Source organism: Pseudomonas graminis (genome assembly GCF_001705435.1).
Classification (GTDB): domain Bacteria; phylum Pseudomonadota; class Gammaproteobacteria; order Pseudomonadales; family Pseudomonadaceae; genus Aquipseudomonas; species Aquipseudomonas graminis_B.
Window position 1 is genome coordinate 20,209 of record NZ_MDEN01000060.1, and the last position, 25,033, is coordinate 45,241.

Annotated in this window: 16 protein-coding genes; 12 read left to right on the top strand and 4 right to left on the bottom strand. The window is 60.9% G+C overall.

What is annotated here, in order from left to right; translation table 11 throughout:
- Positions 1–72: 72 nt before the first annotated feature.
- The 8 genes from BBI10_RS27160 (at position 73) to pgi (ending at position 11,157) form a co-directional block, all read left to right on the top strand.
- Complete coding sequence (locus BBI10_RS27160) at positions 73–249, top strand: hypothetical protein (RefSeq protein WP_002552060.1); 177 nt, start codon at positions 73–75, stop codon at positions 247–249.
- The gene (locus tag BBI10_RS09580; protein WP_141695148.1) at positions 233–3,187 is read left to right on the top strand and encodes a sensor histidine kinase; all 2,955 of its coding nucleotides are present in this window, start codon (positions 233–235) and stop codon (positions 3,185–3,187) included. Before BBI10_RS27160 ends, BBI10_RS09580 begins: the two co-directional genes overlap by 17 nt.
- Positions 3,188–3,209: 22 nt before the next feature.
- Positions 3,210–4,649, top strand: a complete 1,440-nt coding sequence (locus BBI10_RS09585; protein ID WP_065988296.1) for a sigma-54-dependent transcriptional regulator — start codon at positions 3,210–3,212, stop codon at positions 4,647–4,649.
- Positions 4,650–5,402: 753 nt separating this feature from the next.
- Positions 5,403–6,800 (top strand): polynucleotide adenylyltransferase PcnB, encoded by a 1,398-nt coding sequence (locus tag BBI10_RS09590; RefSeq protein WP_065988297.1) that lies wholly within the window; start codon positions 5,403–5,405, stop codon positions 6,798–6,800.
- A gap of 6 nt (positions 6,801–6,806) precedes the next feature.
- Positions 6,807–7,289: a 2-amino-4-hydroxy-6-hydroxymethyldihydropteridine diphosphokinase gene (gene folK, locus BBI10_RS09595; protein WP_065988298.1), complete on the top strand. Its 483-nt coding sequence runs from the start codon at positions 6,807–6,809 to the stop codon at positions 7,287–7,289.
- Between the two features lie 210 nt (positions 7,290–7,499).
- Complete coding sequence (gene panB, locus BBI10_RS09600; protein ID WP_065988299.1) at positions 7,500–8,300, top strand: 3-methyl-2-oxobutanoate hydroxymethyltransferase; 801 nt, start codon at positions 7,500–7,502, stop codon at positions 8,298–8,300.
- The gene (gene panC, locus BBI10_RS09605) at positions 8,297–9,148 is read left to right on the top strand and encodes a pantoate--beta-alanine ligase (RefSeq protein WP_065988300.1); all 852 of its coding nucleotides are present in this window, start codon (positions 8,297–8,299) and stop codon (positions 9,146–9,148) included. Before panB ends, panC begins: the two co-directional genes overlap by 4 nt.
- Before the next feature lie 344 nt (positions 9,149–9,492).
- Positions 9,493–11,157 carry a glucose-6-phosphate isomerase gene (gene pgi / locus BBI10_RS09610; protein ID WP_065988301.1) on the top strand — a complete coding sequence of 555 codons (1,665 nt, stop codon included), beginning with the start codon at positions 9,493–9,495 and terminating at the stop codon, positions 11,155–11,157.
- Between the two features lie 69 nt (positions 11,158–11,226).
- On the opposite strand, the gene BBI10_RS09615 is transcribed toward pgi, so the two are convergent.
- Positions 11,227–11,796 carry a hypothetical protein gene (locus BBI10_RS09615; RefSeq protein WP_065988302.1) on the bottom strand — a complete coding sequence of 190 codons (570 nt, stop codon included), beginning with the start codon at positions 11,794–11,796 and terminating at the stop codon, positions 11,227–11,229.
- 325 nt (positions 11,797–12,121) lie between these two features.
- On the opposite strand from BBI10_RS09615, the gene BBI10_RS09620 reads away from it, so the two are divergent.
- Positions 12,122–13,303 (top strand): acetyl-CoA C-acetyltransferase, encoded by a 1,182-nt coding sequence (locus BBI10_RS09620; RefSeq protein WP_065988303.1) that lies wholly within the window; start codon positions 12,122–12,124, stop codon positions 13,301–13,303.
- Between the two features lie 183 nt (positions 13,304–13,486).
- Here BBI10_RS09620 and mgtA read toward each other — a convergent pair whose 3' ends face one another.
- Positions 13,487–16,222 (bottom strand): magnesium-translocating P-type ATPase, encoded by a 2,736-nt coding sequence (gene mgtA / locus BBI10_RS09625; protein ID WP_065988304.1) that lies wholly within the window; start codon positions 16,220–16,222, stop codon positions 13,487–13,489.
- A gap of 686 nt (positions 16,223–16,908) precedes the next feature.
- Between mgtA and BBI10_RS09630 the strand changes: the two genes are divergently transcribed.
- From BBI10_RS09630 to BBI10_RS09640, 3 genes are all read left to right on the top strand, one after another.
- Positions 16,909–17,925, top strand: coding sequence for a class I SAM-dependent rRNA methyltransferase (locus BBI10_RS09630; protein ID WP_065988305.1), 1,017 nt, complete (start codon positions 16,909–16,911; stop codon positions 17,923–17,925).
- A gap of 111 nt (positions 17,926–18,036) precedes the next feature.
- Positions 18,037–21,003: a DUF748 domain-containing protein gene (locus BBI10_RS09635; protein ID WP_065988306.1), complete on the top strand. Its 2,967-nt coding sequence runs from the start codon at positions 18,037–18,039 to the stop codon at positions 21,001–21,003.
- Positions 21,004–21,029: 26 nt separating this feature from the next.
- Positions 21,030–21,320 carry a DUF2845 domain-containing protein gene (locus tag BBI10_RS09640; protein WP_244160338.1) on the top strand — a complete coding sequence of 97 codons (291 nt, stop codon included), beginning with the start codon at positions 21,030–21,032 and terminating at the stop codon, positions 21,318–21,320.
- Positions 21,321–21,471: 151 nt separating this feature from the next.
- Here the strand turns inward: BBI10_RS09640 and BBI10_RS09645 are convergent, their stop codons facing one another.
- Positions 21,472–22,845 (bottom strand): HlyD family type I secretion periplasmic adaptor subunit, encoded by a 1,374-nt coding sequence (locus BBI10_RS09645; protein ID WP_065988308.1) that lies wholly within the window; start codon positions 22,843–22,845, stop codon positions 21,472–21,474.
- Positions 22,835–24,988, bottom strand: coding sequence for a type I secretion system permease/ATPase (locus tag BBI10_RS09650; RefSeq protein ID WP_065988309.1), 2,154 nt, complete (start codon positions 24,986–24,988; stop codon positions 22,835–22,837). The genes BBI10_RS09645 and BBI10_RS09650 overlap by 11 nt, the downstream gene beginning before the upstream one ends.
- Between the last annotated feature and the right edge of the window lie 45 nt (positions 24,989–25,033).

A 25,033-nucleotide genomic window follows, 5' to 3' on the forward strand; every position in this document is an offset into this window, starting at 1 on the left:
CGCTTGCAGCCCCATCGCCATCCGTTACCATGCCGCTCCGTCATCGTCTGGTCAGTCAACCTGGGAGGCCAAATGTACATTTATCGATTGGTCCTGCTGCTGGTGGTGGGCATCTATCTGTTCTCCCCCGCCATCATGGACTGGTGGATCGACGCCACGGGCGCCTGGTACAGGCCCTACATGCTGTGGCTGATCCTGATCGTCGTGACCTTCATTCTGCAGAGCCAACGAGATGCCGATGAGCTTTAGCCTGACCCAGATGATTCTGGTCAGTGCCGCCTACCTGACGTTGCTGTTCGGCGTTGCCTGGGTCAGTGAGCGTGGCCTGATCCCGCGCTGGATCATTCGTCACCCGTTGACCTACACGCTGTCACTTGGCGTCTACGCCAGTGCGTGGGCGTTTTACGGCACGGTGGGGCTGGCTTACGAATACGGCTACGGTTTTCTGTCGAGTTACCTGGGGGTGTCCGGCGCTTTCCTGCTCGCCCCCGTCCTGCTTTACCCCATTCTCAAGATCACCCGAACCTACCAGCTCTCATCACTGGCTGACCTGTTTGCGTTCCGCTTTCGCAGCACCTGGGCGGGCGCGCTGACGACCATCTTCATGATGATCGGCGTCTTGCCATTGCTGGCACTGCAAATCCAGGCCGTGGCCGACTCCATCGGCATTCTCACCCGGGAACCGGTGCGCAACTACGTGGCCTTTGCGTTCTGCGCGCTCATCACGCTGTTCACTATCTTCTTTGGCTCGCGTCACATCGCCACCCGGGAAAAACACGAAGGGCTGGTGTTCGCCATCGCCTTCGAGTCGGTCATCAAATTGGTCGCCATCGGCGGCATCGGTCTGTATGCGCTGTACGGCGTGTTCGATGGGCCGCAGAGCCTGGAGCAATGGCTGCTGCAAAACCAGAGCGCACTGGCGGCGTTGCACACACCCCTGCAGGAAGGCCCATGGCGGACGCTGCTGCTGGTGTTCTTCGCCTCAGCCATCGTGATGCCGCACATGTATCACATGACCTTCACTGAAAACCTCAACCCCCGCTCGCTGGTCAGCGCCAGTTGGGGTCTGCCCCTGTTTCTGCTGCTGATGAGTCTGGCGGTACCCCTAGTGCTGTGGGCAGGGTTGAAACTGGGCGCCACCACCAGCCCTGAATATTTCACCCTGGGCATCGGCATCGCCGCGCACAGCAAGACCTTGGCGTTGCTCGGCTATATCGGGGGACTTTCCGCAGCGAGCGGACTGATCATCGTCACCACGCTGGCGTTGTCCGGCATGGCGCTGAACCACTTGGTGCTGCCGCTTTACCAGCCGCCAGCCGAAGGCAATATCTATCGCTGGCTGAAGTGGACACGGCGCGGCCTGATTGTCGCGATCATCATGGCCGGCTTTGGCTTCTATCTGTTGCTCGGCGCCAAGCAGAATCTGGCGAATCTGGGCATCGTCGCCTTCGTGGCAACATTGCAATTTCTACCCGGCGTGCTGTCGGTGCTGTACTGGCCGGCCGCCAACCGACGCGGTTTCATGGCGGGGCTCATCGCAGGCATCGCGGTCTGGACCATCAGCATGTTGCTGCCGCTGATCGGCGACTTCCAGGGGTTCTACATCCCGCTGCTGAACATGATTTACGTGCTGGATGACACCAGCTGGCACATGGCGGCCATCGCTTCTCTGGCGGCCAACGTGCTGGTGTTCACCCTGATTTCACTGTTCAGCAATCCCAGCCCCGAAGAGGCAAGTGCGGCCGAGGCCTGCGCGGTAGACAACGTTCGCCGCCCACAGCGTCGCGAACTGCACGCCGCCTCCCCCCAGGAGTTCGCCACCCAACTGGCCAAACCCCTGGGCGCGAAGGCTGCGCAGAAGGAAGTCGAACAGGCGCTGCGGGATCTTTATCTGCCATTCGACGAGCGCCGCCCTTATGCGCTGCGGCGTTTGCGCGACCGTATCGAGGCCAACCTCTCCGGGCTGATGGGGCCGAGTGTTGCGCAGGACATGGTCGAGACGTTTCTGCCGTACAAATCCGGCAGTGAGAACTACGTCACCGAGGACATCCACTTCATCGAAAGCCGCCTCGAGGATTACCACTCCCGCCTCACCGGCCTGGCGGCAGAACTCGACGCCCTGCGCCGTTATCACCGCCAGACCCTGCAAGAACTGCCGATGGGTGTGTGCTCCCTGGCCAAGGATCAGGAGATCCTGATGTGGAACAAGGCCATGGAAGAGCTGACCGGCATCGGCGCTCAGCGCGTCGTCGGGTCACGGCTCGAGACCATCGTCGATCCCTGGAAGCAGCTGCTGCTGGGTTTCATCAACGTCCCTGACGAACACTTGCACAAGCAGCGCCTGGGCCTCGACGGTCAGACTCGCTGGCTCAACCTGCACAAGGCGGCCATCGACGAGCCGCTCGCGCCGGGTAACAGCGGGCTGGTGATTCTGGTGGAAGACCTGACCGATACCCAGATGCTCGAGGACAAACTCGTGCACTCCGAGCGGCTTGCGAGCATTGGTCGACTGGCTGCCGGCGTTGCCCACGAAATCGGCAACCCGATCACCGGCATCGCCTGCCTGGCGCAGAACCTGCGCGAAGAACGCGAAGAAGACAGTGAGCTGACGGAAATCAGCAGCCAGATTATCGAACAGACCAAGCGCGTCTCCCGCATCGTGCAGTCACTGATGAGCTTCGCCCACGCCGGTGGACATCAACACGCCGACGAGCCCGTGTGCCTGGCGGAGGTGGCGCAGGATGCCATTGGTCTGCTGGCGCTGAACCGGCGCAATTTCGAAGTGCAGTTCTATAACCTCTGCAACCCCAACCACTGGGTGGACGGTGACCCACAACGTCTCGCACAAGTGTTGATCAATCTGCTGTCCAACGCCCGCGACGCATCACCCGCCGGCAGTGCAGTGCGCGTGAAAAGCGAGGCCTCCGAACACACGGTCGATCTGATCGTCGAAGACGAAGGCAGCGGCATTCCGAAAGCCATCATGGACCGCTTGTTCGAACCTTTCTTCACCACCAAGGATCCGGGCGAAGGAACAGGACTGGGCCTCGCGCTGGTCTATTCCATCGTTGAAGAGCATTATGGACAAATCACCATCGACAGCCCGGCTGACCCCGAGCACCAACGCGGAACCCGGATTAGGGTGACCTTACCGCGACATGTCGAAGCGACGTCCGCCGTGAACTGAGACCGTCGAGAGAACCGAATCAATGCCTCACATTTTGATCGTGGAAGACGAAACCATCATCCGCTCCGCCCTGCGTCGACTGTTGGAACGTAATCAGTACCAGGTCAGCGAAGCCGGATCCGTGCAGGAAGCTCAGGAACGTTTCAGCATCCCTTCGTTTGACCTGATCGTCAGCGACTTACGCCTGCCCGGCGCCCCCGGCACAGAGCTGATCAAGCTCGGCCAGGGCAAACCCGTGCTGATCATGACCAGTTACGCCAGCCTGCGCTCGGCCGTGGACTCGATGAAAATGGGCGCGGTGGATTACATCGCCAAACCCTTCGACCACGACGAAATGCTTCAGGCCGTCTCTCGCATTTTGCGTGATCGCCAGACGCTGCAAAGCATGCAGGCCGAACGCGCCGCCACCGCAAAAACTGCGACGGGCGACAAGTCTGGTCCGGACAACAGCAACGGCGAGATCGGCATCATCGGCTCGTGCCCGCCGATGCAGGACATGTACAGCAAGATCCGCAAAGTCGCGCCAACCGACTCCAACGTGCTGATTCAGGGCGAGTCCGGTACGGGCAAGGAACTGGTGGCCCGCGCGCTGCATAACTTGTCCCGTCGCGCCAAGGCCCCGATGATTTCGGTCAACTGCGCAGCGATTCCGGAATCCCTCATCGAATCCGAGCTGTTCGGCCACGAAAAAGGGGCGTTTACCGGTGCCAGTGCCGGTCGTGCCGGTCTCGTGGAAGCCGCGGATGGCGGCACGTTGTTTCTCGATGAAATCGGCGAACTCCCGCTTGAGGCGCAGGCCCGCCTGTTGCGCGTCCTGCAAGAAGGCGAAATTCGCCGGGTGGGCTCGGTGCAGTCGCAAAAAGTCGACGTCCGCCTGATCGCAGCGACTCACCGCGACCTCAAGAGTCTGGCCAAAGTGGGCCAGTTCCGCGAAGACTTGTACTACCGCCTGCACGTGATCGCGCTGAAACTGCCCGCGCTGCGTGAACGCGGGGCAGACGTCAATGAGATCGCCAATGCGTTCCTGGCGCGGCAGAGCCTCAAGGCCGGTCGTAACGACCTGCGTTTCGCGCCGGATGCCGAGCAAGCGATTAGACACTATTCGTGGCCCGGTAACGTGCGAGAGCTCGAGAACGCGGTCGAGCGCGCGGTGATTCTGTGTGAAAGCCCGGACATTTCTGCCGAGCTGCTGGGCATCGATATCGAGCTGAGCGACCTCGACGTCAACGAGTTCATCGGCCTTGCACCCCAGGCGTCAGGCTCGTCGAGCTCCACGGCTGGTGAGCCGACCGAGGACTTGTCGCTGGAGGACTATTTCCAGCACTTCGTTCTGGAGCATCAGGACCACATGACCGAAACCGAACTGGCGCGCAAGCTGGGCGTCAGCCGCAAGTGCCTGTGGGAGCGTCGCCAACGCCTGGGTATTCCGCGACGCAAGACCGGAGTGGCCAGCGAAACGTGAGCGCATCTCCGCGCAGGCTCTGGCACGCGGGTTACGCGCCATGTGAAAAAACTGTTACCTCATAAATGGTGACGTAACAAAACCGGGGCGTACGGTAACGAACCCCCGGTTTTTTTTCGCCCGTGCAAAATAGCGTCAATTTGCCACACCCTTGGATTCCGCGGCGTGTAGCCTGTTTTCCAAAAGTTGGCACAGGTACTGCTATATGTATTCGTACAAGAACAACAAAAATCAGTCACCCGAAACACCAACATAATAAAAACAAGACGAAACGACTCACGCATAACAAGAACAACACGGCGGAGGCGCAGCTAACTGATTCTTTTGGAGAGGCGTTGCATTTGGGACTTGTCCCGCAACCAGGCCGAGAACAACAAAAACTACCCTTAGGTAGAGCCTGAACTGGTTGGATCGATAGATCACTGCCGCACAGCGACCAAAGCAATCCGTTTGCTCTTGACTCCCGATTGGGAGGTTTCACAGGCGAAAGCCGTGAATTGGGCGGTCAACAACAATAAAAAGCCCATCAGACAATAAAAATAAGAGCACGCACTTTGGGGGAGCTTCGGCTCCCCCAGTAGCATCTGCAATAAACACCGTCCTGCTCGCCCCCCTTGCACCCATTGTGCAGTCAGCCCCCAGGCGCCTATCGAGCTGCCTCCTACACCATCCCTCGACTAAATGCTAGAATCCCCGCCCATCGTGCGGTCACTCTTCGAAATTGGCCGAATATTCCTTCAAACAGTGCCTCCCATGCTGAAGAAGCTGTTCCAGTCATTCCGTTCCCCACTGCGCAAGCCGCAGCAACATGTGCGCACAACGCCTGAAGTGCTCAGCGGTAGCCAGCATTCGTTGCAACGCAATCAATTCAGCCGCTATGCGGTGAATATCGTCGAGCGCCTGCAGACTGCCGGCTACCAGGCCTATCTGGTCGGTGGCTGTGTCCGCGATATGATGCTCGGCATCACGCCCAAGGATTTCGACGTCGCCACCAGTGCCACGCCCGAGCAAATCCGCGCCGAGTTTCGCAACGCCCGTATCATCGGCCGCCGCTTCAAGCTGGTTCATATCCACTTCGGCCGTGAAATCATTGAAGTCGCGACCTTCCGCGCCAATCACCCGATCGATGACGAAGACGAAGACAGCAACCAGTCTTCGCGCAACGAGAGCGGGCGCATTCTGCGTGACAACGTCTACGGCACCCTCGAAGACGACGCCCAGCGCCGGGACTTCACGATCAACGCCCTGTATTACGATCCGGTCACCGAGCGCGTCCTCGATTACGCCAATGGCGTACACGACATCCGCAATCGCCTGATTCGTCTGATCGGCGACCCGCAGCAGCGTTACAAGGAAGACCCGGTGCGCATGCTGCGGGCCGTGCGTTTCGCCGCCAAGCTGGATTTCGGCATCGAGAAGCACAGCGCCACGCCCATTCGCCCGCTGGCGCCGATGCTGCGCGACATCCCGTCTGCGCGTCTGTTTGAAGAAGTCCTGAAGCTGTTCCTATCGGGTTATGCCGAGGCGACGTTCGAGATGCTGGTCGATCTCGAACTGTTCGAGCCGCTGTTCCCGGCCAGCTCCAAGGCCCTGGAATACAACCCGACTTACACCCACACGCTGATCAGCGAGGCGTTGGCCAACACCGATCTGCGCATCAAGCAGAACAAACCGGTCACACCGGCGTTCCTGTTCGCTGCCCTACTGTGGCCTGCCCTGCCCGCCCGCGTGCTGCGTCTGCAAGAGCGCGGCATGCCGCCGATCCCGGCCATGCAGGAAGCGGCTCACGAACTGATTACCGAACAGTGCCAGCGGATCGCGATCCCGAAACGCTTCACCATGCCGATCCGCGAGATCTGGGACATGCAGGAACGTCTGCCGCGCCGATCGGGCAAACGCGCCGACCTGCTGCTGGAAAACCCGCGCTTCCGTGCCGGCTACGACTTCCTGTTGCTGCGCGAATCCGCTGGCGAAGAAACCGACGGCCTGGGTGAATGGTGGACCGACTATCAGGACGCCAATGATTCCGGACGCCGCGACATGATTCGTGACCTGGGCAGCAAGCCCGACGCCACCGGCCAGGGTCCGCGCAAACGTCGTCGCAGCAGCAGCGGCAAGCGCAAACGCGCTGGCGTCGACGGGGCGGAATAACACCCGATGATCGAGCGCGTTTACGTCGGCCTGGGGAGCAACCTGGCCGACCCTGCCGAACAGTTACGCGAAGCGATCAAGGCCATGGGCCTGATACCGCAGAGCAGCCTGTCGGGCGTTTCCTCCTTCTATGTCAGCGACTCGCTGTTGCCGGGTCAGCCGCGCTACACCAATGCGGTGGCTGCGCTCGACACCTCGCTCCCCCCGCTGGCGCTGCTCGACGCCTTGCAAGGCATCGAAAACGATCAGGGCCGCGAGCGCCTCGAACGCTGGGGGCCGCGCACGCTGGACCTCGACATCCTGTTGTTCGGCGATCGCCTCATCGATGAGCCGCGACTGAAGGTGCCGCATTACCAGATGCAGGCGCGCGCGTTTGTGCTGTACCCACTGGCCGAGCTGGCACCGGGCATCACCCTCGCTGATGGCCGCGCGCTGAATGATTTGCTTGCCCAGTGCCCGTTCGAAGGCCTGGAACGATCGCCGAGCTGAAGCTGTTCTGCGGGCACGCTCAAACCGGTAACACCCGGAATTGACTTCCCGCCCCCTCCTCACGAAGATAAGCGTCCCAAAGCCGGACGACCGGCCAAAAGGCGCGGATCAGGCCGTTGCAAACATCGCAAAACGACGATGTGCCTGCCTCCCAAGATGAATCACGCGTTGCTCGCCGCAGTATTCACAGCGCCTGAATGAGGACTTTCCATGCCCGATATCACCGTTACGTCCCTGCTGGCTCTGAAGCAAAAAGGTGAAAAAATCACCATGCTGACCTGCTACGACGCGACTTTTGCCCACACCGCCAGCCAGGCCGGTGTGGAAGTGCTGCTGGTCGGCGACTCGCTGGGCATGGTTCTTCAGGGCCACGACAGCACACTGCCTGTCACCACCGCCGAGATGGCATACCACGTGGCCGGCGTCAAACGCGGCAACCAGGGCGCGCTGATTCTGGTGGATCTGCCGTTCATGTCCTACGCCACTCCTGAGCAGACCTTCGCCAACAGCGCCACGCTGATGCAAGCGGGTGCGCACATGGTCAAGATCGAGGGCGCGGCGTGGCTTGCCGACTCGATCCGGCTGCTGGCCGAGCGCGGCGTTCCCGTCTGTGCACACATGGGCCTGACGCCTCAGGCGGTCAACGTGCTGGGCGGCTATAAAGTGCAGGGTCGGCTGGAGTCGCAGGCGCGGCAGATGCGGGCCGACGCGATTACCCTTGAGCAGGCCGGCGCCGCGATGATTCTGCTGGAATGCGTGCCCAGCGAGCTGGCCCAGGAAATCACCCACGCCGTGAAGATTCCGGTGATAGGGATTGGCGCCGGCAGCGCCACAGACGGTCAGGTGCTGGTGCTTCACGACATGCTCGGCCTGTCGATCACCGGCCGTGTGCCCAAGTTCGTGAAGAATTTCATGGCCGGTCAGCCGGACATCCAGTCGGCGATCGCCGCGTATGTCAGCGCGGTCAAAGACGTCAGCTTCCCCGCTCCAGAACACGGATTCTCGGCATGAACACAGTTAAAACCGTTCGTGAGTTGCGCGCCGTCGTCGCCCGCGCACGCAGCGAAGGCAAACGCATCGCCCTGGTGCCCACCATGGGCAACCTGCACAGCGGCCATATCGCGTTGGTCACCAAAGCCGTTCAACGCGCTGACTTCGTGATCGCCAGCATCTTCGTCAATCCGCTTCAGTTTGGCCCCAATGAAGACCTGGCGTCGTACCCGCGGACCCTGGCCGCCGATCAGGAGCAGTTGCTTCAGGCCGGGTGCCACCTGTTGTTCACACCGACGGTCGATGAAATGTACCCCCATGGCATGGCCGATCAGACCATCGTGCGCGTGCCGGTGGTGTCAGAAGGTCTGTGTGGCGGCAGCCGTCCTGGTCACTTCGACGGCGTTTCGACGGTGGTCAGCAAGCTGTTCAACATGGTGCAGCCGGACATCGCGATTTTCGGTCAGAAGGATTTCCAGCAGCTGGCCGTCGTCAACGCACTGGTGCGTGACCTGAACATGCCCATTCAAATCATCGGCGAACCCACCGTGCGTGCCGCCGACGGCCTGGCCCTGTCGTCGCGCAATGGCTACCTGACTGAAGCCCAGCGCGCTGCAGCGCCTGCGTTGTACCGCGTCATCAAACAGATCGGCACGGCGTTGCAGAATGGCGAGCAGGATCACCAGCAGTTGATAGGCGAGGGTGTGAAAGCGCTCGAAGCAGCGGGCTTTCGTACTGATTACCTGGAGATTCGCAACGCGGTCAGTCTGCGCCCTGCGACCCCGGATGATCATGATCTGGTTGTGCTGGGCGCGGCGTTCATGGGCAAGACGCGCCTGATCGACAACCTGCATCTGGTCAAGGAATAACCTGCAAACCCGGCTGAAGGACGCGCCCGGTCATGTGTAAAGCAAAAGTCACGTGATCGGATGACCATCTGCGCCTATGCTCACTGCGCAAACCCGTTGTGGAGCGCAGGCCCTGGCCTTCGCAGGGCGCTGGTGATGAACTTAGCCAGACCCGCAATGCCATACCGATACAGTTCGTGTCAGACAAGCAACTCTACTCTGTGAGAAAAAGTACCGAGCAAAGGTAAAGCAAGGCGCAGACATCGGCGTTGCCTGGGACTAGTCTCTGATGCACCCACGAATTCATGTCCAATCCTGCTTTTCAGCGTCCAAAAGGCAGTTCAAGTACAAGGAAACCCGCAGCGATGGCGTACTACCGCACTCCTCATGACGTCACTACCCTGCCCGCCTGGCAGGCGCTCAAAGATCACCGCGAAGCGATGCAGAATTTCAGCATGCGCGAAGCGTTCAACGCCGACCCGAAGCGTTTTGACGAATTCACGCTCAGCAGTGCCGGTCTGTTTCTCGACTACTCGAAGAACCTGATCACCGCCGAGACCCGCCAGTTGCTGGTCAATCTGGCCAACGAAGTCGGCCTGAAAGAAGCCATCAAGGCGCAGTACGACGGCGAGCTGGTCAACGCTTCTGAAGGTCGCCCTGCACTGCACACCGCGCTGCGTCGTCCGGTGGGCGACAAGCTGCTGGTCAACGGCGTCAACGTGATGCCCGAAGTGCACAAGGTGCTGAACCAGATCACTGATCTGGTGGGGCGCATCCACGACGGTCTGTGGCGCGGTTACACCGAAAAGCCAATCACCGACGTGGTCAATATCGGCATCGGCGGCTCGTTCCTCGGTCCTGAGCTGGTGTCGGAAGCGCTGTTGTCCTACGCGCAGAAAGGCGTTCGCTGCCATTACCTGGCGAACATCGACGGCACCGAGCTGCACGAGCTGACCCAGAAGCTGCGCGCCGAAACCACGCTGTTCATCGTTTCGTCCAAGACCTTCACCACCCTCGAAACCCTGAAGAACGCCACCGCTGCCCGCGCCTGGTACCTCGCTCAGGGCGGGTCCGAAGCCGAGCTGTATCGCCACTTCATCGCGGTGTCGAGCAACAACGCCGCGGCGGTTGCGTTCGGGATTCGTGAAGAGAACATCTTCCCGATGTGGGACTGGGTTGGCGGCCGTTACTCGCTGTGGTCGGCCATCGGCCTGCCTATCGCGCTGGCGATCGGGATGTCCAACTTCAAGGAGCTGTTGTCCGGCGCCTACACCATGGATCAGCACTTCCAGAACGCCGAGTTCGAAGAGAACATGCCGGTGCTGCTGGGCTTGCTGGGTATCTGGTATGGCAATTTCTGGGACGCGCAAAGTCACGCGATCCTGCCGTACGACCATTACCTGCGCAACATCACCAAGCACCTGCAACAGCTGGACATGGAATCCAACGGCAAGAGCGTTCGCCAGGACGGCGTGCCGGTCAAAACCGACACAGGCCCGGTCATCTGGGGTGGCGTGGGCGCGAACGGTCAGCATGCATATCACCAGTTGCTGCACCAGGGCACCCAGATGATTCCTGCCGACTTCATCGTGCCGATCGTCAGTTTCAACCCGGTGTCTGACCACCATCAGTGGCTGTACGCCAACTGCCTGTCCCAAAGCCAGGCCTTGATGCAGGGTAAAACCCGCCCCGAAGCCGAAGCCGAACTGCGCGCCAAGGGCGTACCGGAAGAGGAAGTGCAGCGTGTCGCGCCGCACAAGGTCATTCCGGGCAACCGTCCGAGCAATACCATCGTCGTCGAGCGCATCAGCCCTCGCCGCCTGGGCGCACTGGTTGCAATGTACGAGCACAAAGTGTTCGTGCAAAGCGTGGTCTGGGGCACTAACGCCTTCGATCAATGGGGTGTCGAACTGGGCAAGGAGCTGGGCAAAGGCGTTTACAGCCGCCTTGTCGGCACCGACGAAACGGTCGCTGAAGACGCGTCGACCCAGGGCCTGATCAACTACTTCCGCGGTCGTCACCGCGGCTGATCTGCCGTCCTGTTACACCCTCGAAACCCGCTCCTTCGCAAGAGGCAGCGGGTTTTGTGCGTCCGGGTTTCAGTCTTGCAGTTCCGGTAGCGCTGTCGGGTCGAGCTGGATGGTGTGCTGCCGTGGATTGCGCTCACAGAGAAACAAGTCGTCTCGGGGACCGTCCTTGGGACCGACGTGACGCAGGTGCATCAACGAACCACACCAGGGACATTGCGCGGTCAGCCGATTGACCCGCAGGCGACCGCTCTGGCTCATTTCAAGGAAGTGCCGCGAGCCGAAGCAGTGATCGAATTTTCGCCGCCGCAATACCGCCGACATCACCACGGCCATGACCGCAACGATGAATGAAAACATGAACAATGTGGACCATGTGCTATGCCAGCCCAGCCCCGGCTGGAATAGGGTGAAGTACAGACCGATCAGGCTGGCCAGACCGGCGATGTAACCGAACACCGACACATTCCGGCTGTCGAGGCTGCGCCCGCCGAACGTCGGGTGACGCTCGATGTGCAGTTGTTCGGGAGTGAAGGTCGTGCGCTCACCGTTGTTGATATTCACATCGGCGCCACGAAAATCGCCGACGCCGACGTTCAGGCTGTTGTCGCCGCTTTGACTGCCATGGTTATCGTTGGACAAAAGGAGGCTCCTGAAGCATGACCGCTGGAATGGCCGGCGATTGTCCATGCATTCACTTTCAACAAAAATCAGCCGCTTCCCGGGTTTGCGTCAGAACCTGCGACACTTCTTGTCGTATGTTTCCGTAAGAAAAGTCCGCAGGCCGGCCACAGGATCGACCGGAAGCTTTGGAAGGCCGTGACTGCAAAATCCGGGCGACAAAGGGCTTAAATTATCATCGTCATTCATGCAACCATGCTCTCCCTTGATCCGGCTGCCCCGCTGTTTTCTTCACCTTTTCAAGCCCGGGCTCGCGCCGCGTCGCACACCACTGAGGATTCGCACCATGCAAGACGTCGTAATCGTTGCCGCTACCCGCACGGCTGTGGGCAGTTTCCAGGGTTCGCTGGCGAATGTTCCCGCGGTGGATCTCGGCGCTGCCGTCATCCGCCAACTGCTGGAGCAGACCGGTCTGGACGGCGCGCAGGTCGATGAGGTGATCATGGGTCAGGTGCTGACGGCGGGAGCCGGACAGAATCCTGCACGTCAGGCCGCGATCAAGGCGGGCTTGCCGTTCACGGTGCCGGCCATGACGCTGAACAAGGTCTGTGGCTCGGGGCTCAAGGCGCTGCATCTGGGGACGCAGGCGATTCGCTGCGGCGACGCGGAAGTGATCATCGCCGGCGGCCAGGAAAACATGAGCCTGTCCAACTATGTGATGCCGGGCGCGCGAACCGGTCTGCGCATGGGCCACGCGACGATGGTCGACACGATGATCAGCGATGGCCTGTGGGATGCGTTCAACGATTACCACATGGGCATCACGGCCGAGAATCTGGCCGATCAATACGACATCAGCCGTGAGGCGCAGGATGCGTTTGCTGCGGCGTCGCAACAGAAAGCAACTGCCGCCATTGAAGCCGGGCGCTTCGTGGATGAGATCACCCCGATCCTGATCCCTCAGCGCAAGGGCGATCCGCTGTCTTTCAGCACCGACGAGCAGCCTCGTGCGGCGACCACTGTCGAGTTACTGGGGAAGCTCAAGCCCGCGTTCAAAAAGGACGGCTCGGTCACGGCAGGCAATGCCTCGTCGCTGAATGACGGCGCGGCAGCGGTCATCCTGATGAGTGCCCGAAAAGCAGAAGAACTGGGCTTGCCGGTGCTGGCGCGGATTGCCGCTTACGCGAACGCCGGCGTCGATCCGGCGATCATGGGCATCGGCCCGGTGAGCGCAACCCGCCGCTGCCTGGACAAGGCGGGTTGGTCGCTGGAGGAGCTCGATCTGATCGAAGCCAACGAAGCCTTCGCGGCGCAGTCTTTGTCGGTTGGCAAGGAATTGGGCTGGGACATGAACAAGGTCAACGTCAACGGCGGCGCCATCGCCATAGGCCACCCGATCGGCGCGTCGGGCTGCCGCGTGCTGGTGACGCTGCTGCACGAAATGATCAAGCGCGACGCGAAGAAAGGCCTGGCGACGCTGTGCATTGGCGGCGGACAAGGCGTGGCGCTGGCGTTGGCGCGGTCTTGACAGTCTGGGCAGTACGTAGCCGTAGGACCGGCTTCAGCCGGGAAGAGGCCGGTGTGAACACCCTGAGTTTTGCGGTGTAACGCCTGACGCATTCCCGGCTAAAGCCGGTCCTACAGTAGGTGTCGACGCCGGTCTCCCACTGCTTACACGCGGTCAGTCAGTGGGACCGGCATCACACGCAGATCACTGCCAGCCAAACTTGCGTACGTAGAACCCCTTCACCGCCTGGGTCAGCGCCACGTAGGCGATCAGGATCAGCGGCAGGATGGCGAAGTACAGCGGTGGCAGCGCTTGCAGTTTGAAGTAGTGCGCCAGCGGGCCCATCGGCAGGAAGATGCCCACGGCCATGATGACACCGGTCATCACCATCAACGGCATCGCCGCACGGCTTTGCAGGAACGGGATTTTCGGTGTGCGGATCATGTGCACGATCAACGTTTGCGTCAGCAGGCCCACGACAAACCAGCCCGACTGAAACAGGGTCTGATGCTCAGGCGTGTTGGCGCCAAACACGTACCACATGACCGCGAACGTGGTGATGTCGAAGATCGAGCTGATCGGCCCGAAAAACAGCATGAAGCGTCCTACATCCGCAGGCTGCCAGCGCTGGGGTTTTTTCAGCAGTTCCTCATCGACGTTATCGAACGGGATGGCGATCTGGGAAATGTCGTACAGCAGGTTCTGCACCAGCAGGTGCATCGGCAGCATCGGTAGAAACGGGATGAACGCACTGGCAACCAGCACCGAGAACACGTTGCCGAAGTTGGAACTGGCCGTCATTTTGATGTACTTGAGCATGTTGGCGAAGGTCCGGCGCCCTTCCAGCACGCCCTCCTCCAGCACCATCAGGCTCTTCTCCAGCAGAATGATGTCGGCCGCTTCCTTGGCGATGTCCACCGCGGTGTCCACGGAAATACCGATGTCGGCCGTGCGCAGCGCCGGCGCGTCGTTGATGCCGTCGCCCATGAAACCCACCACGTGCCCGTTGGCCTTGAGCAGCCGCACGATGCGCTCCTTGTGGGAAGGCGTCAGCTTGGCGAACACGTTGGTGGTCTCGACCGCGACCGCCAGTTCGGCATCGCTCATCCGCTCGATATCACCCCCCATCAGCAGGCCCTGACGCTCCAGCCCGACTTCGCGGCAGATCTTCGCGGTGACGCGTTCGTTGTCGCCGGTCAGCACTTTCACCGCCACGCCATGCTCGGCCAACGCTTTAAGCGCCGGCGCCGTGCTTTCCTTCGGCGGATCGAGAAACGCCACATAACCGATCAGGGTCAGGTCGCTTTCGTCAGCCAGGCCGTAGGTGTCGCGGCCTGCCTCCATAGGACGCGCCGCCACCGCCACAACGCGCAGACCTTCTTCGTTGAACGCGGCGGTGACGCTTAGAATGCGCTCGAGCAGCTCAGGCGTCAGCGCTTCTTCGGCATCGCCATGACGCACGCGGTTGCACACGCTCAGCACTTCTTCCAGCGCGCCTTTGCAGATCAGCAGATGCGGCTCGCGCTGCTGTTGCACCACCACCGACATGCGCCGGCGATTGAAGTCGAACGGGACCTCATCAACCTTGCTGAACGCGGTGCCGACTTGCAGCTCGCGGTGAATCTCGACGTGCTCCAGCACCGCGACGTCCAGCAGGTTTTTCAGGCCGGTCTGGTAGTAGCTGTTGAGGTAGGCCATTTCCAGAACGTCGTCGGACTCATCGCCCCATACGTCGACATGGCGTGCGAGAAAAATCTTGTCCTGGGTCAGCGTGCCGGTCTTGTCGGTGCACAGCACGTCCATGGCGCCGAAGTTCTGGATGGCGTCGAGACGTTTGACGATGACTTTTTTGCGCGACAGAAACACCGCGCCCTTGGCCAGCGTCGAAGTGACAATCATCGGCAGCATTTCCGGGGTCAGGCCGACCGCGATGGACAGCGCGAACAGCAACGCTTCCATCCAGTCGCCCTTGGTGAACCCGTTGATGAACAACACCAGCGGCGCCATCACGAACATGAAGCGGATCAGCAGCCAGCTGACTTTATTGACCCCGGCCTGAAACGAGGTCGGCGCACGATCGGTGGCGCTGACCCGTTGCGCCAGCGCGCCGAAATAGGTGTGGTTGCCGGTGGCCAGGATGACACCCGTCGCCGCGCCGGACACCACGTTGGTGCCCATGAACAGAATGTTTTCCAGGTCCAGCGGGTTGCCCGTATCGACGCCCTGACGCCGCGAGAATTTCTCCACCGGCATGGATTCGCCAGTCATCGCGGCCTGGCTGACGAACAGGTCCTTGGCGCTGAGCACGCGGCAGTCCGCAGGGATCATGTCGCCGGCAGACAGCACGATGAGGTCGCCCGGTACCAGTTGCTTGATCGGCAACTCAATGCGTTTTTGCTTTGCGTTATCGGCAGCGTCGAACGAGCTGTCGGCGCGGCGCATGACGGTCGCGGTGTTGCTGACCATTGCCTTGAGCGCGTCGGCGGCCTGATTGGAACGCGCCTCCTGCCAGAAACGCAGCAGCGTGGAGAGCACGACCATGGAGAAAATCACCGTGGCGGCTTTCATGTCTTCGGTCAGCCACGAGATGAACGCCAGCAGGGTCAGCAGCAGGTTGAACGGATTTCGATAGCAGTGCCACAAATGCACCCACCATGGCAGCGGCTGTTCGTGCTCGACTTCGTTGAGGCCGTGTTGCTCGCGCAGTTCGTGCGCTTCGGTTTCGGTGAGACCGTCGGCGTGGCTGCTCAGGCGTGCGAGCAATTCAGGCACATCGCTGCTGGCGCCGCGGGTCAGGGTTTGCGCGAGGGTGGGCGGCACTTCGCGGCTGACGGTGGCGTCGGTCACGCTGTCGAGCGTCGCCAGCCGACGGAAGTGCCGGCCGAGTTTGCGGGTGCGGACGAAGTCTGCGAGGAATTCTTTCAGGAGGGTGTACTTCATGGTTGTGTCCCCTGGACTGAAGGCTGCTGGAGCTGAAAGCACAGGAACCTTGAGCGGGTACGGCACGCCTCAGGCGCCCCGCTCGTTCATGAGCAGGCACCGCAGACTGGCCCGCGCAGCAAAAGCCACGCGTGTCCGATGCGCAGACGAACGACAGACGCGTCGGTCATCACGCAGGATTGGGCGTCAGGGAAAGGACAGGGAAGCGGGCTCTGAGCAGAGTCCGCGGGCCACTGCCGCTTCTCACGTTGTCGGCGAGATAGCGGCAGTGAAAAGACTGCGCGTTATCGTGCCGAGGATTGGCCGGTCGTTATCACCGGCTGACGTCTGTCACTCGAACAAGTACCCACTGTGGGTCTCCGCATTGGTTGAAAACGGGCGAAGCATACGCCCGGGTTGTATGAGAGTAAATCGCCAGCATGGAGGGTGTGGGGGTTAATACGGATGTCTTCAGGGAAGGTTCAGGAAAGGCGGCAACGGTGCGGTATGTGGCGGCATTTGTGGGAGTGAGCTTGCTCACCAAGACGACATTTCAGGGGATAAACGTGTAGCGGATGACTCGGCCTTTTCGCGAGCAAGCTCGCTGCCACAATGAGTGTCTGCAGTGCTGTGATGTTCGGCCACAGCAGACCGTATGAAATCGAACTGCTAAACTGCCGCGCCTCATTCCTGCCCCAAGGCCGAGCATGTCCTCGTTGAATCAGGCGCTCAGCGTCGCCCTCGATAATCGTCAATCCCTGCTGGCGGAACTGCACGCCCAAGGCACCGATTGTTATCGCCTGTTCCACGGCAGTCAGGAAGGCGCGAGCGGGCTGACCGTCGACCGCTACGGCCCGCAACTGCTGGTGCAGAGTTTCCACAACAGCCTGGATCTCGACTCGCTGCTGGCGCTGCAGGCCGACGTCAATGGGCGGCTGGGCCTGGAACTGATGCTGGTTTATAACGACCGCTCCCAGGGCAACTCGCGGGTCGACCGGACAGACCCGATCTACAAAGCCGACGACGCTGCGCTGGCCGATCTGGTCGGCCATGAGTGGGGCCTGAATTACCGGGTGCGCGGTCGTCATGCCGGGCAGGATCCACTGCTGTTTCTCGACCTGCGCAACGCCCGCGGCTGGGTCAAGCAACATGCCGCCGGCAAGAGCGTGCTCAATCTGTTCGCCTACACCTGCGGCGTCGGCCTGAGCGCAGCGGCGGGTGGCGCGCGCGAGGTGTGCAACCTGGATTTCGCCGAGGGCAATCTGGCGGTCGGGCGCGAGAACGGCCTGCTCAATCCGCAGCTGCCGGCCATGCAGTTCGTCCAGTCCGATTACTTCCCGGCCATTCGCCAACTGGCCGGACTGCCCATCGCTTCCCGTCGCGGCCACAAGCTGCCGAGTTACGTGCGCCTCGAGCAACGCCAATATGATCTGGTCTTGCTGGATCCGCCGGCCTGGGCCAAGAGCGCGTTCGGCACCGTCGATCTGCTGCGTGATTACCAGAGCCTGCTCAAACCCGCGCTGCTGACCACCGCCGAAGATGGCGTGCTGATCTGCTGCAACAACCTGGCGAAGGTCAGCCTCGACGATTGGCGCGAGCAGGTGCTGCGTTGCGCCAGCAAAATCGGCCGGCCCGTGCGCGACTGCCAAGTGCTGACCCCGGGCGCCGACTTTCCGTCACAGGACCAACAGCCCCCGCTCAAGACATTGATCTTGCAGCTGTGATGCTCAAACAGGCCTAAGGAAATATCCCACAAGGATTGAAGCGACTGGATTCGGAACCAGATTGGCGTGCCATACTCCAAGGACCTCCCATCGAGAGAGTCGGCGACCTACATGCCCAAAGGATTGAAACGCGCCATCGGCGCCCTGCTGGCCGTCTTCGCCATTTACAGCGTGCTGGGGTTTCTGATCCTGCCCGGCGTTGCATTGCGAATCATCAATCAACAGCTGGCCAATTACGCCACGGTGCCGGCCAGGCTGGACCGTCTCGAACTCAATCCCTACAGCCTGGAAGTCACCCTCTGGGGCCTGAACATCGGGGCGCCGGGCAAGGAGCAAATCGGTTTCGCGCGGCTTTACGCCAACCTGCAAATCGACAGCCTGTGGACAAAGGCCCTGCACCTCAAGGCCGTCGAACTCGATAAACCCAAGACCGAGTTGCTGTTCGCCAAAGACGGCACGCTCAATCTGGCCGGGCTGTTCAAGCTGCCGGCCAGCGAACCTGCTAAACCTGACGCCCCCCCGAGCAAACCGTTCCCGCTGCGCATCGGCGAGATCAAGCTGGCCGACGGCTACGTGCATTTCCAGGACATGCGCCCCAGCGAGCCCATCGAGTTTCTCTACGACGCGCTGAATTTCGAGCTGAAAAACCTCAGCACCCTGCCGGAAGACAACGCCGACATGACCCTCGTCGCCGCGGGGCCTAACGGCGGTCAAATCGATTGGGTCGGGCGTATCAGCCTTGTGCCCCTCTGGTCCGAAGGCACGCTAAGAGTCACCGACGGCAAGATGGAAGTCTGGTGGCCCTACGTGCGCGACGCGCTGCCGCTGGTCCTCAAAGACGGCGTCCTCAATTTCAACACCCATTACACACTCAGTCTGGCGAAGGAAACCGAGCTGCTGCTGGACAAGACATCCCTGAGTGTTGCGCCCTTCGCCATTGATGCCCCGGACGGCAGACCGCTGGCTCGCCTGAAAAAACTGAGCATCAGCGACACGTCAATCGATCTGGCCAAGCAGTTGGTGTCCGTCGGCAAGATTCGCAGCGAAGGCCTGGAAACCTGGGCGACGCGGGAGTCGGACGGCGAGCTGGACTGGCAGAAGCTGTTCGCCAGCCAGCCGTCCAAAGCACAAGCCAAGAAAGTCGAGGCTGAAAAACAGCAGCCCGCGACCGCGACCGGCGCAGAAACCACGGCCAGCGCAAAAACGGCGGCGCCAAGCACAAGCAAACCCTGGCAGGTGTTGCTGCGCGATACGCAGCTGCGCGACTACCGGATTCATCTCGCCGACAAGGTTCCGAAAGAGCCTGTGGCGATTGATGTCGGCCCGCTGAACCTGGACCTGACCGGCTTCGACAGCCTCAACAAGTCACCCTTCAAGCTCAAGCTCGACACCGGTGTGGGCAAGCAAGGCAAGCTGACCGCCGAGGGCGAGGTGAATCTTGCGCCGGTTCGCGCCAATCTCAATGTCACTACGCGCGACATCGACCTGCGAGTGGCGCAGTCCTACGTCACGCCGTTCATTCGCCTGGAAGTGCGCAGCGGCATGCTCAACAGCGATCTGGCCGTGGACCTGAAAAGCACCGAGCCGTTGGCGCTTGGCATTACCGGCAAGGCGCAGGTCGACCAGTTGCACACCCTCGACACCCTCAAGTCGCGGGACTTCGTGAAGTGGCAGCGGTTGAACGTCGACGGGCTGAATTTCCAGCTGGGCGATAGCCTGACCATCGCTTCGATTAATGTCGACCAGCCGTATGCGCGCTTCGTGATCGCTGACGATCGCTCGACCAACATCGACGACCTGCTGATTCCGCAGCCTGCAGACAAGGCGCCTGCCGCGCCGAAAACAAAAGCCGCCGCCAGCAGCGAAAAGCCGATGGGCATTCGCATTGGCGAGGTGAACATCACCAACGGCTCGGCCAACTTCGCCGACTTCAGCCTGACGCCGAACTTCGCCACGGCCGTTCAGCAACTCAACGGCAAAATCGGCACGCTGGATAACCGCCAGGACAAACCCGCGACGGTGAATATCAACGGTAAGGTTGATCGCTATGCGCCGGTGACCATCAAGGGCGCGCTGAACCCGTTCAACCCGATGGCGAGTCTGGACATCGCGACCAGCTTCAAGCGCGTGGAACTGACCACGTTGACGCCATACTCGGGCAAGTTCGCCGGTTATCGCATTCGTAAAGGCCGTTTGAATCTTGATCTGCATTACCTGATCACCAAAGGCCAGCTCAAGGCAGAAAACAAGGTGGTGGTCGAGCAACTGCAGCTGGGTGAAAAGGTCGACAGCCCGGACGCGGTGAACCTGCCGTTGAAACTGGCGATCGCCCTGCTCAAGGATACCGATGGCAAGATTTCCATCGAGCTGCCCGTAACCGGCGATCTCAACAATCCGCAGTTCAGCGTGATGCCGATCGTCTGGCAGACCCTGCGCAATCTGGTGGTGAAGGCAGCGGCGGCGCCGTTCAAATTCATCGGTGGATTGATCAGCGGCGGTGGCGGATCGGAGGACCTGGGCACGGTGTCCTTCGCGCCGGGGGCTGAGGAGCTGAGCCCTGAGGCGATGGCTTCGCTGGACAAGCTGGCGGCAGCCTTGAAAGCCCGGCCAGCGTTGCGTCTTGAGATTGAAGGCACCAGCGCTGAAGCCAGCGACGGCCCGTTGATTGCCCAGCAACGACTGGAGCGTGAATACCAGAGCACGTACTACAAGATTCTCCAGCGCCGCGGCGACAAGGTGCCTGCGCAGCCGAGTGATCTGACGGTACCTGCGGATGAGAAGGCGCCGATGCTTGACGGTATTTATCGCACGCGCCTGAAACAGCAGCCGCCGGCCGAGTGGGTGAATCTGGGCAAGGAAGAGCGTCAGAACAAGCTGCGCGAGGCGGTGCTCAAATCCTGGAGTTCGAGCGCGCTGCTGCTGCGTCAGCTCGGCCAGGCGCGGGCCGGAAGCATCAAGGACTACCTGGTCGACAAGGGCCAACTGGCAGACGAGCGGGTGTATTTCATCGACACCACCCTTGGCAAGCCGGAAAAAGACGGCCGCGTCATCAGCCCCCTGCACCTCGACAGCGAGTAATGATTTTGAAGAATGCGATAACGAGGATGGCGGTGATTCTCGGTATGACGGCGCTGCTTGGCATTGCCCAGGCAGACACATTGCGCTGTGGCAGCCAGCTGATCAGCGTCGGCGACCGGATGTTTGAAGTGCAGCAGAAATGCGGCCAGCCGGTCAGCCAGGACATCATCGGCTATAAGGAAACCGTCAATCACTACCGCCAGGTGGATCAGGTGCAAGTCCAGGAATGGATCTACGGCCCGAGCAACGGGATGTACCAGTATTTGCGGTTCGAAGGCGGGCGATTGGTGAGGATCGATAGCAAACGCGGAAGGTGATGGTTGCGGAAGATTTATTGTAGGACTTGCTTTAGCCGGGAAGAGGCCCGCGTGAACACCCTACATTTGCGGTGTCACGCTTGACGCATTCCCGGCTGAAGCCGGTCCTACAACGAGCGGGGCCAGTCCCACAGCCGTCAACCATCTACCATCAACGCTCGTGCAATGCCTCGGCGCGGGCTTTGAGGACGGGTTTGAGCATGTAGCTCAGGATGGTTTTCTTGCCGGTGATGATGTCCACCGAGGCGACCATGCCAGGGATGATCAGCAGCGGGTGCTCATCGGTGCCGAGGTGGCTGCGGTCGGTGCGCAGCTTGATCACGTAGAAGGTGTTCTTCTTCTCTTCGTCCTGAATGGTGTCAGCACCGATCTGTTCCAGCTTGCCTTTCAGCCCGCCATAAATCGTGTAGTCATACGCGGTGAACTTGATCATCGCCTCCTGACCCGGGTGCAGGAAGGCAATGTCTTGCGGGCGAATGCGCGCTTCCACCAACAGCGTGTCATCCAGCGGCACAACTTCGGCGATGTCGCTGCCCGGCTGAATGACGCCGCCAACGGTGTTGACCAGCATCTGCTTGACCACGCCGCGCACCGGCGATGTCACCATCGTGCGGTTCACGCGGTCTTCAAGGCCCTTGGCCGTCGACTGCGCTTTGGAAAGGTTGGTGCGCGCTTCATTCAGTTGAGTCAACGCGTCGCTGCGGAATTTGCCACGGGTTTCATCGATCTTGCGCTGCACTTCGGCAATCGCCGCCTGTGCGCGAGGGATCGCCAGCGTGGTGCCGTCCAGCTGACCACGGGTTTCCACTTCGGAGCGTTTCAGACGAAGGATGTCCACCGGCGACACCGCGCCCTGTGACACCAACGGCTCGGACATGCCGATCTCCTGTCGCAACAGGCCCAGGCTGCTGCGGTACTGCTCCTGCTTGGAAGCAAATTCGCGCAATTCCTGCTGGCGTTGAATCAGTTGCTGCTGCAAACCACCGACCTCATCGACCAACTGCTGACGGCGGCTCTTGTACAGCGACTCTTCGTTGGACGCCTGATTCGGCACCAACTTGCGCGCTTCGGCGCTGATGTTCAGTGGACGATCGTCGACCTCGGCGCTCAGGCGCTCGACGCGCAACTGCATCGCCAGACGATCAGCTTCAGTCTCACCCACGTTGGACGCAAAGCGCGTGTCGTCGAGACGAATCAGCGGGGCGCCGGCGTCGACAATCTGGCCGTCGTGGGCATAGATCTGCGCGACGATGCCGCCTTCCAGGTTCTGGATTTTCTGGATCTTGGTCGACGGAATGGCCTTGCCCTCGCCCTTCGTCACTTCATCGATCACGGCGTAGTTAGCCCACACCAGCAAGAAAACGAAGAACAGGATCACGGCCCAGATGGTCAGCCGCACGATGCGCGGGGCGTCGTCGACCAGTGCCTTTTTGACTTCCGGCAGCGCCTGGCCTTCGAGCGAAGGCGAGCCTTTGAAATAGCCGAAAATGCCGCCACCGGAGTTTTGACCTGACTTAAGCAACACTGATCTGCCCCTTCTTCAACGCTTCCATAACGGCGGCTTTCGGGCCGTCGGCCACGATCTGGCCGCGGTCGATGACCACCAGGCGATCAACCAGGCTGAGCAACGAAGCTCGGTGTGTCACAAGAATCACGGTCTTTTTCTCGATAACGCCATGCAGGCGCTGCTTCAAACGTTCTTCGCCGGTGTTGTCCATGGCGCTGGTGGGTTCGTCGAGCAGCAGGATCGGCGGATCGAGCAACAAGGCCCGCGCCAGCGCAACGTTCTGCCGTTGACCACCGGACAGGTTCTGCCCGCGCTCGCCCACCTGCAACTCATAGCCCTGGGGATGCAGGCTGGCGAATTCATGCACGCCGGCCAGTTCAGCGGCCTGCAGCACCATCTCGTCGTCCACGTAACGCGCGCCGGAAATCAAATTGTCCCGCAGCGTGCCTGATAACAGTTGAATGTCCTGGGCGACGTAGCCGATGTTGTGGCGCACTTCGCTGACGTCGATCTGACGAATGTCGACGCCATCCACCAGCAGCGAGCCTTCGTCTGGCTGATACAGACCCACCAGCAGTTTGGCCAGGGAGCTTTTCCCCGAACCGCTGCGGCCAATGATCCCGACCTTCTCGCCCGGGCGGATCACCAGATTGATGTTGCGCAGGGCCAGGTTCTGCTGGTTCGGGTACGTGAACTCCAGATTGCGGAATTCCATGGCGCCCTGCAGGACCTGACGGCTGAGCGGACGCTCGTCGAAGTTGCGTTCCTGGGGCAGCTCCATCATCTGATCGACCGAGACCATGGTCACTTTCGCTTGCTGATAACGGGTCAGCAGGCCGGACAATTGCGCCAAGGGGCCTAAAGCACGACCGCTGAGCATGTAGCACGCCACCAGGCCGCCCATGCTGAGGACGCCGTCCATGATCATGTAGACGCCGAAACAGATCATCGCCACGCCCGCCAGTTGCTGGATCAGCAGGGTGATGTTCATGGCCAGACCGGAAAGCACTTTGACGCGCAATTCCAGGCGGCTGAGCGTGCCGATGGTGTGTTCCCACTGGTACTGACGCTCGCTTTCGGCGTTGTTGACCTTCACCGCATCGAGGCCGGCGAGGGTTTCAATCAGGCTCGACTGACGCTCGGCCCCCAGCGCCATGGTGCGTTCAAGGGTGGAGGTCAGCGGTTTTTGCAGGAAGTGGCCGATGCCCAGCGCCAGCGGGAAGGCAATGATCGGAATCCACACCAGATGCCCGCCCAGCAGCGCGATCACCAACAGGATGATCAGCGTGAACGGCAGGTCAATGAGGCTGGTCAGGGTCAGCGACGTGAGGAAGTCACGCATGCCCTGAAACTCATGGATGTTCTGGGCGTAGCTGCCAACCCGCGCCGGGCGAAACTTCATCGCCATGCCGACTATACGTTCGAACAGCGTGGCGGAAATGATCAGGTCGGTTTTCTTGCCGGCCAGGTCCAGGCACAGACTGCGCAGGCCCTTGAGCAAAAGATCAAACACGAACGCGCCACAGATACCGGTCGCCAGCACCCACAATGTTGCGGTGGCCTGGTTGGGCACGACACGGTCGTAGACGTTCATGACAAAAAGAGGGGTAGCGAGCGCGATCAGGTTGATCACGAAGCTGGCAGCGATCGCGTCGACGTAAAGCCAGCGAGACAGCTTGAGGGTGTCCTTGAACCAGGAACGAGCGCGCGGGATGAGCGAGCCCTGGGTGACGTCAAATTTATGTTGCGGCTGTGCGAAAAACACCCGACCGCTGTAATCCTGCGCCAGCGCTTCGGTTTCGATCAGCACTTCGCCGCCGTTGCTTTCGCTGATCAGCAGGCGGGCAGACTCGCCCTCCCAACCGAGCAGAACGGCAGAGCGCCCTTCCTTCAGCAGCAGCAAGGCGGGCAATGCGATCTCGGGAATCTGGGTGAGTTTGCGTTGCAGCAAACGCCCCTGCAAACCTGCCCGGGCTGCGGCGCGAGGCAGCAAATCCGGGCTCAAGCGTTGGTCGGGCAATGGCAGACCGGTGGTCAACATGGCCCGGCTCGCCGGTTTGTGATGCAGGGCACAGAGTGTCAGCAGCCCGTCGAGTAACGGATCGTCGTGCTGGCTGCGTGGATCATGACCTAATTGAGCCGAAGGTAATTCCAAGTCCACGCTGACACTCTCTTTCTTAACAGTTAAAAGAAGCTGACCCCGTCA

Bases quoted from the DNA above. Each gene is read 5' to 3' on its own strand.
- BBI10_RS27160 (WP_002552060.1), top strand. From the start codon at position 73: ATGTACATTTATCGATTGGTCCTGCTGCTGGTGGTGGGCATCTATCTG.
- BBI10_RS09580 (WP_141695148.1), top strand. From the start codon at position 233: ATGCCGATGAGCTTTAGCCTGACCCAGATGATTCTGGTCAGTGCCGCC.
- BBI10_RS09585 (WP_065988296.1), top strand. From the start codon at position 3,210: ATGCCTCACATTTTGATCGTGGAAGACGAAACCATCATCCGCTCCGCC.
- BBI10_RS09590 (WP_065988297.1), top strand. From the start codon at position 5,403: ATGCTGAAGAAGCTGTTCCAGTCATTCCGTTCCCCACTGCGCAAGCCG.
- folK (WP_065988298.1), top strand. From the start codon at position 6,807: ATGATCGAGCGCGTTTACGTCGGCCTGGGGAGCAACCTGGCCGACCCT.
- panB (WP_065988299.1), top strand. From the start codon at position 7,500: ATGCCCGATATCACCGTTACGTCCCTGCTGGCTCTGAAGCAAAAAGGT.
- panC (WP_065988300.1), top strand. From the start codon at position 8,297: ATGAACACAGTTAAAACCGTTCGTGAGTTGCGCGCCGTCGTCGCCCGC.
- pgi (WP_065988301.1), top strand. From the start codon at position 9,493: ATGGCGTACTACCGCACTCCTCATGACGTCACTACCCTGCCCGCCTGG.
- BBI10_RS09620 (WP_065988303.1), top strand. From the start codon at position 12,122: ATGCAAGACGTCGTAATCGTTGCCGCTACCCGCACGGCTGTGGGCAGT.
- mgtA (WP_065988304.1), bottom strand. From the start codon at position 16,222: ATGAAGTACACCCTCCTGAAAGAATTCCTCGCAGACTTCGTCCGCACC.
- BBI10_RS09630 (WP_065988305.1), top strand. From the start codon at position 16,909: ATGTCCTCGTTGAATCAGGCGCTCAGCGTCGCCCTCGATAATCGTCAA.
- BBI10_RS09635 (WP_065988306.1), top strand. From the start codon at position 18,037: ATGCCCAAAGGATTGAAACGCGCCATCGGCGCCCTGCTGGCCGTCTTC.
- BBI10_RS09640 (WP_244160338.1), top strand. From the start codon at position 21,030: ATGGCGGTGATTCTCGGTATGACGGCGCTGCTTGGCATTGCCCAGGCA.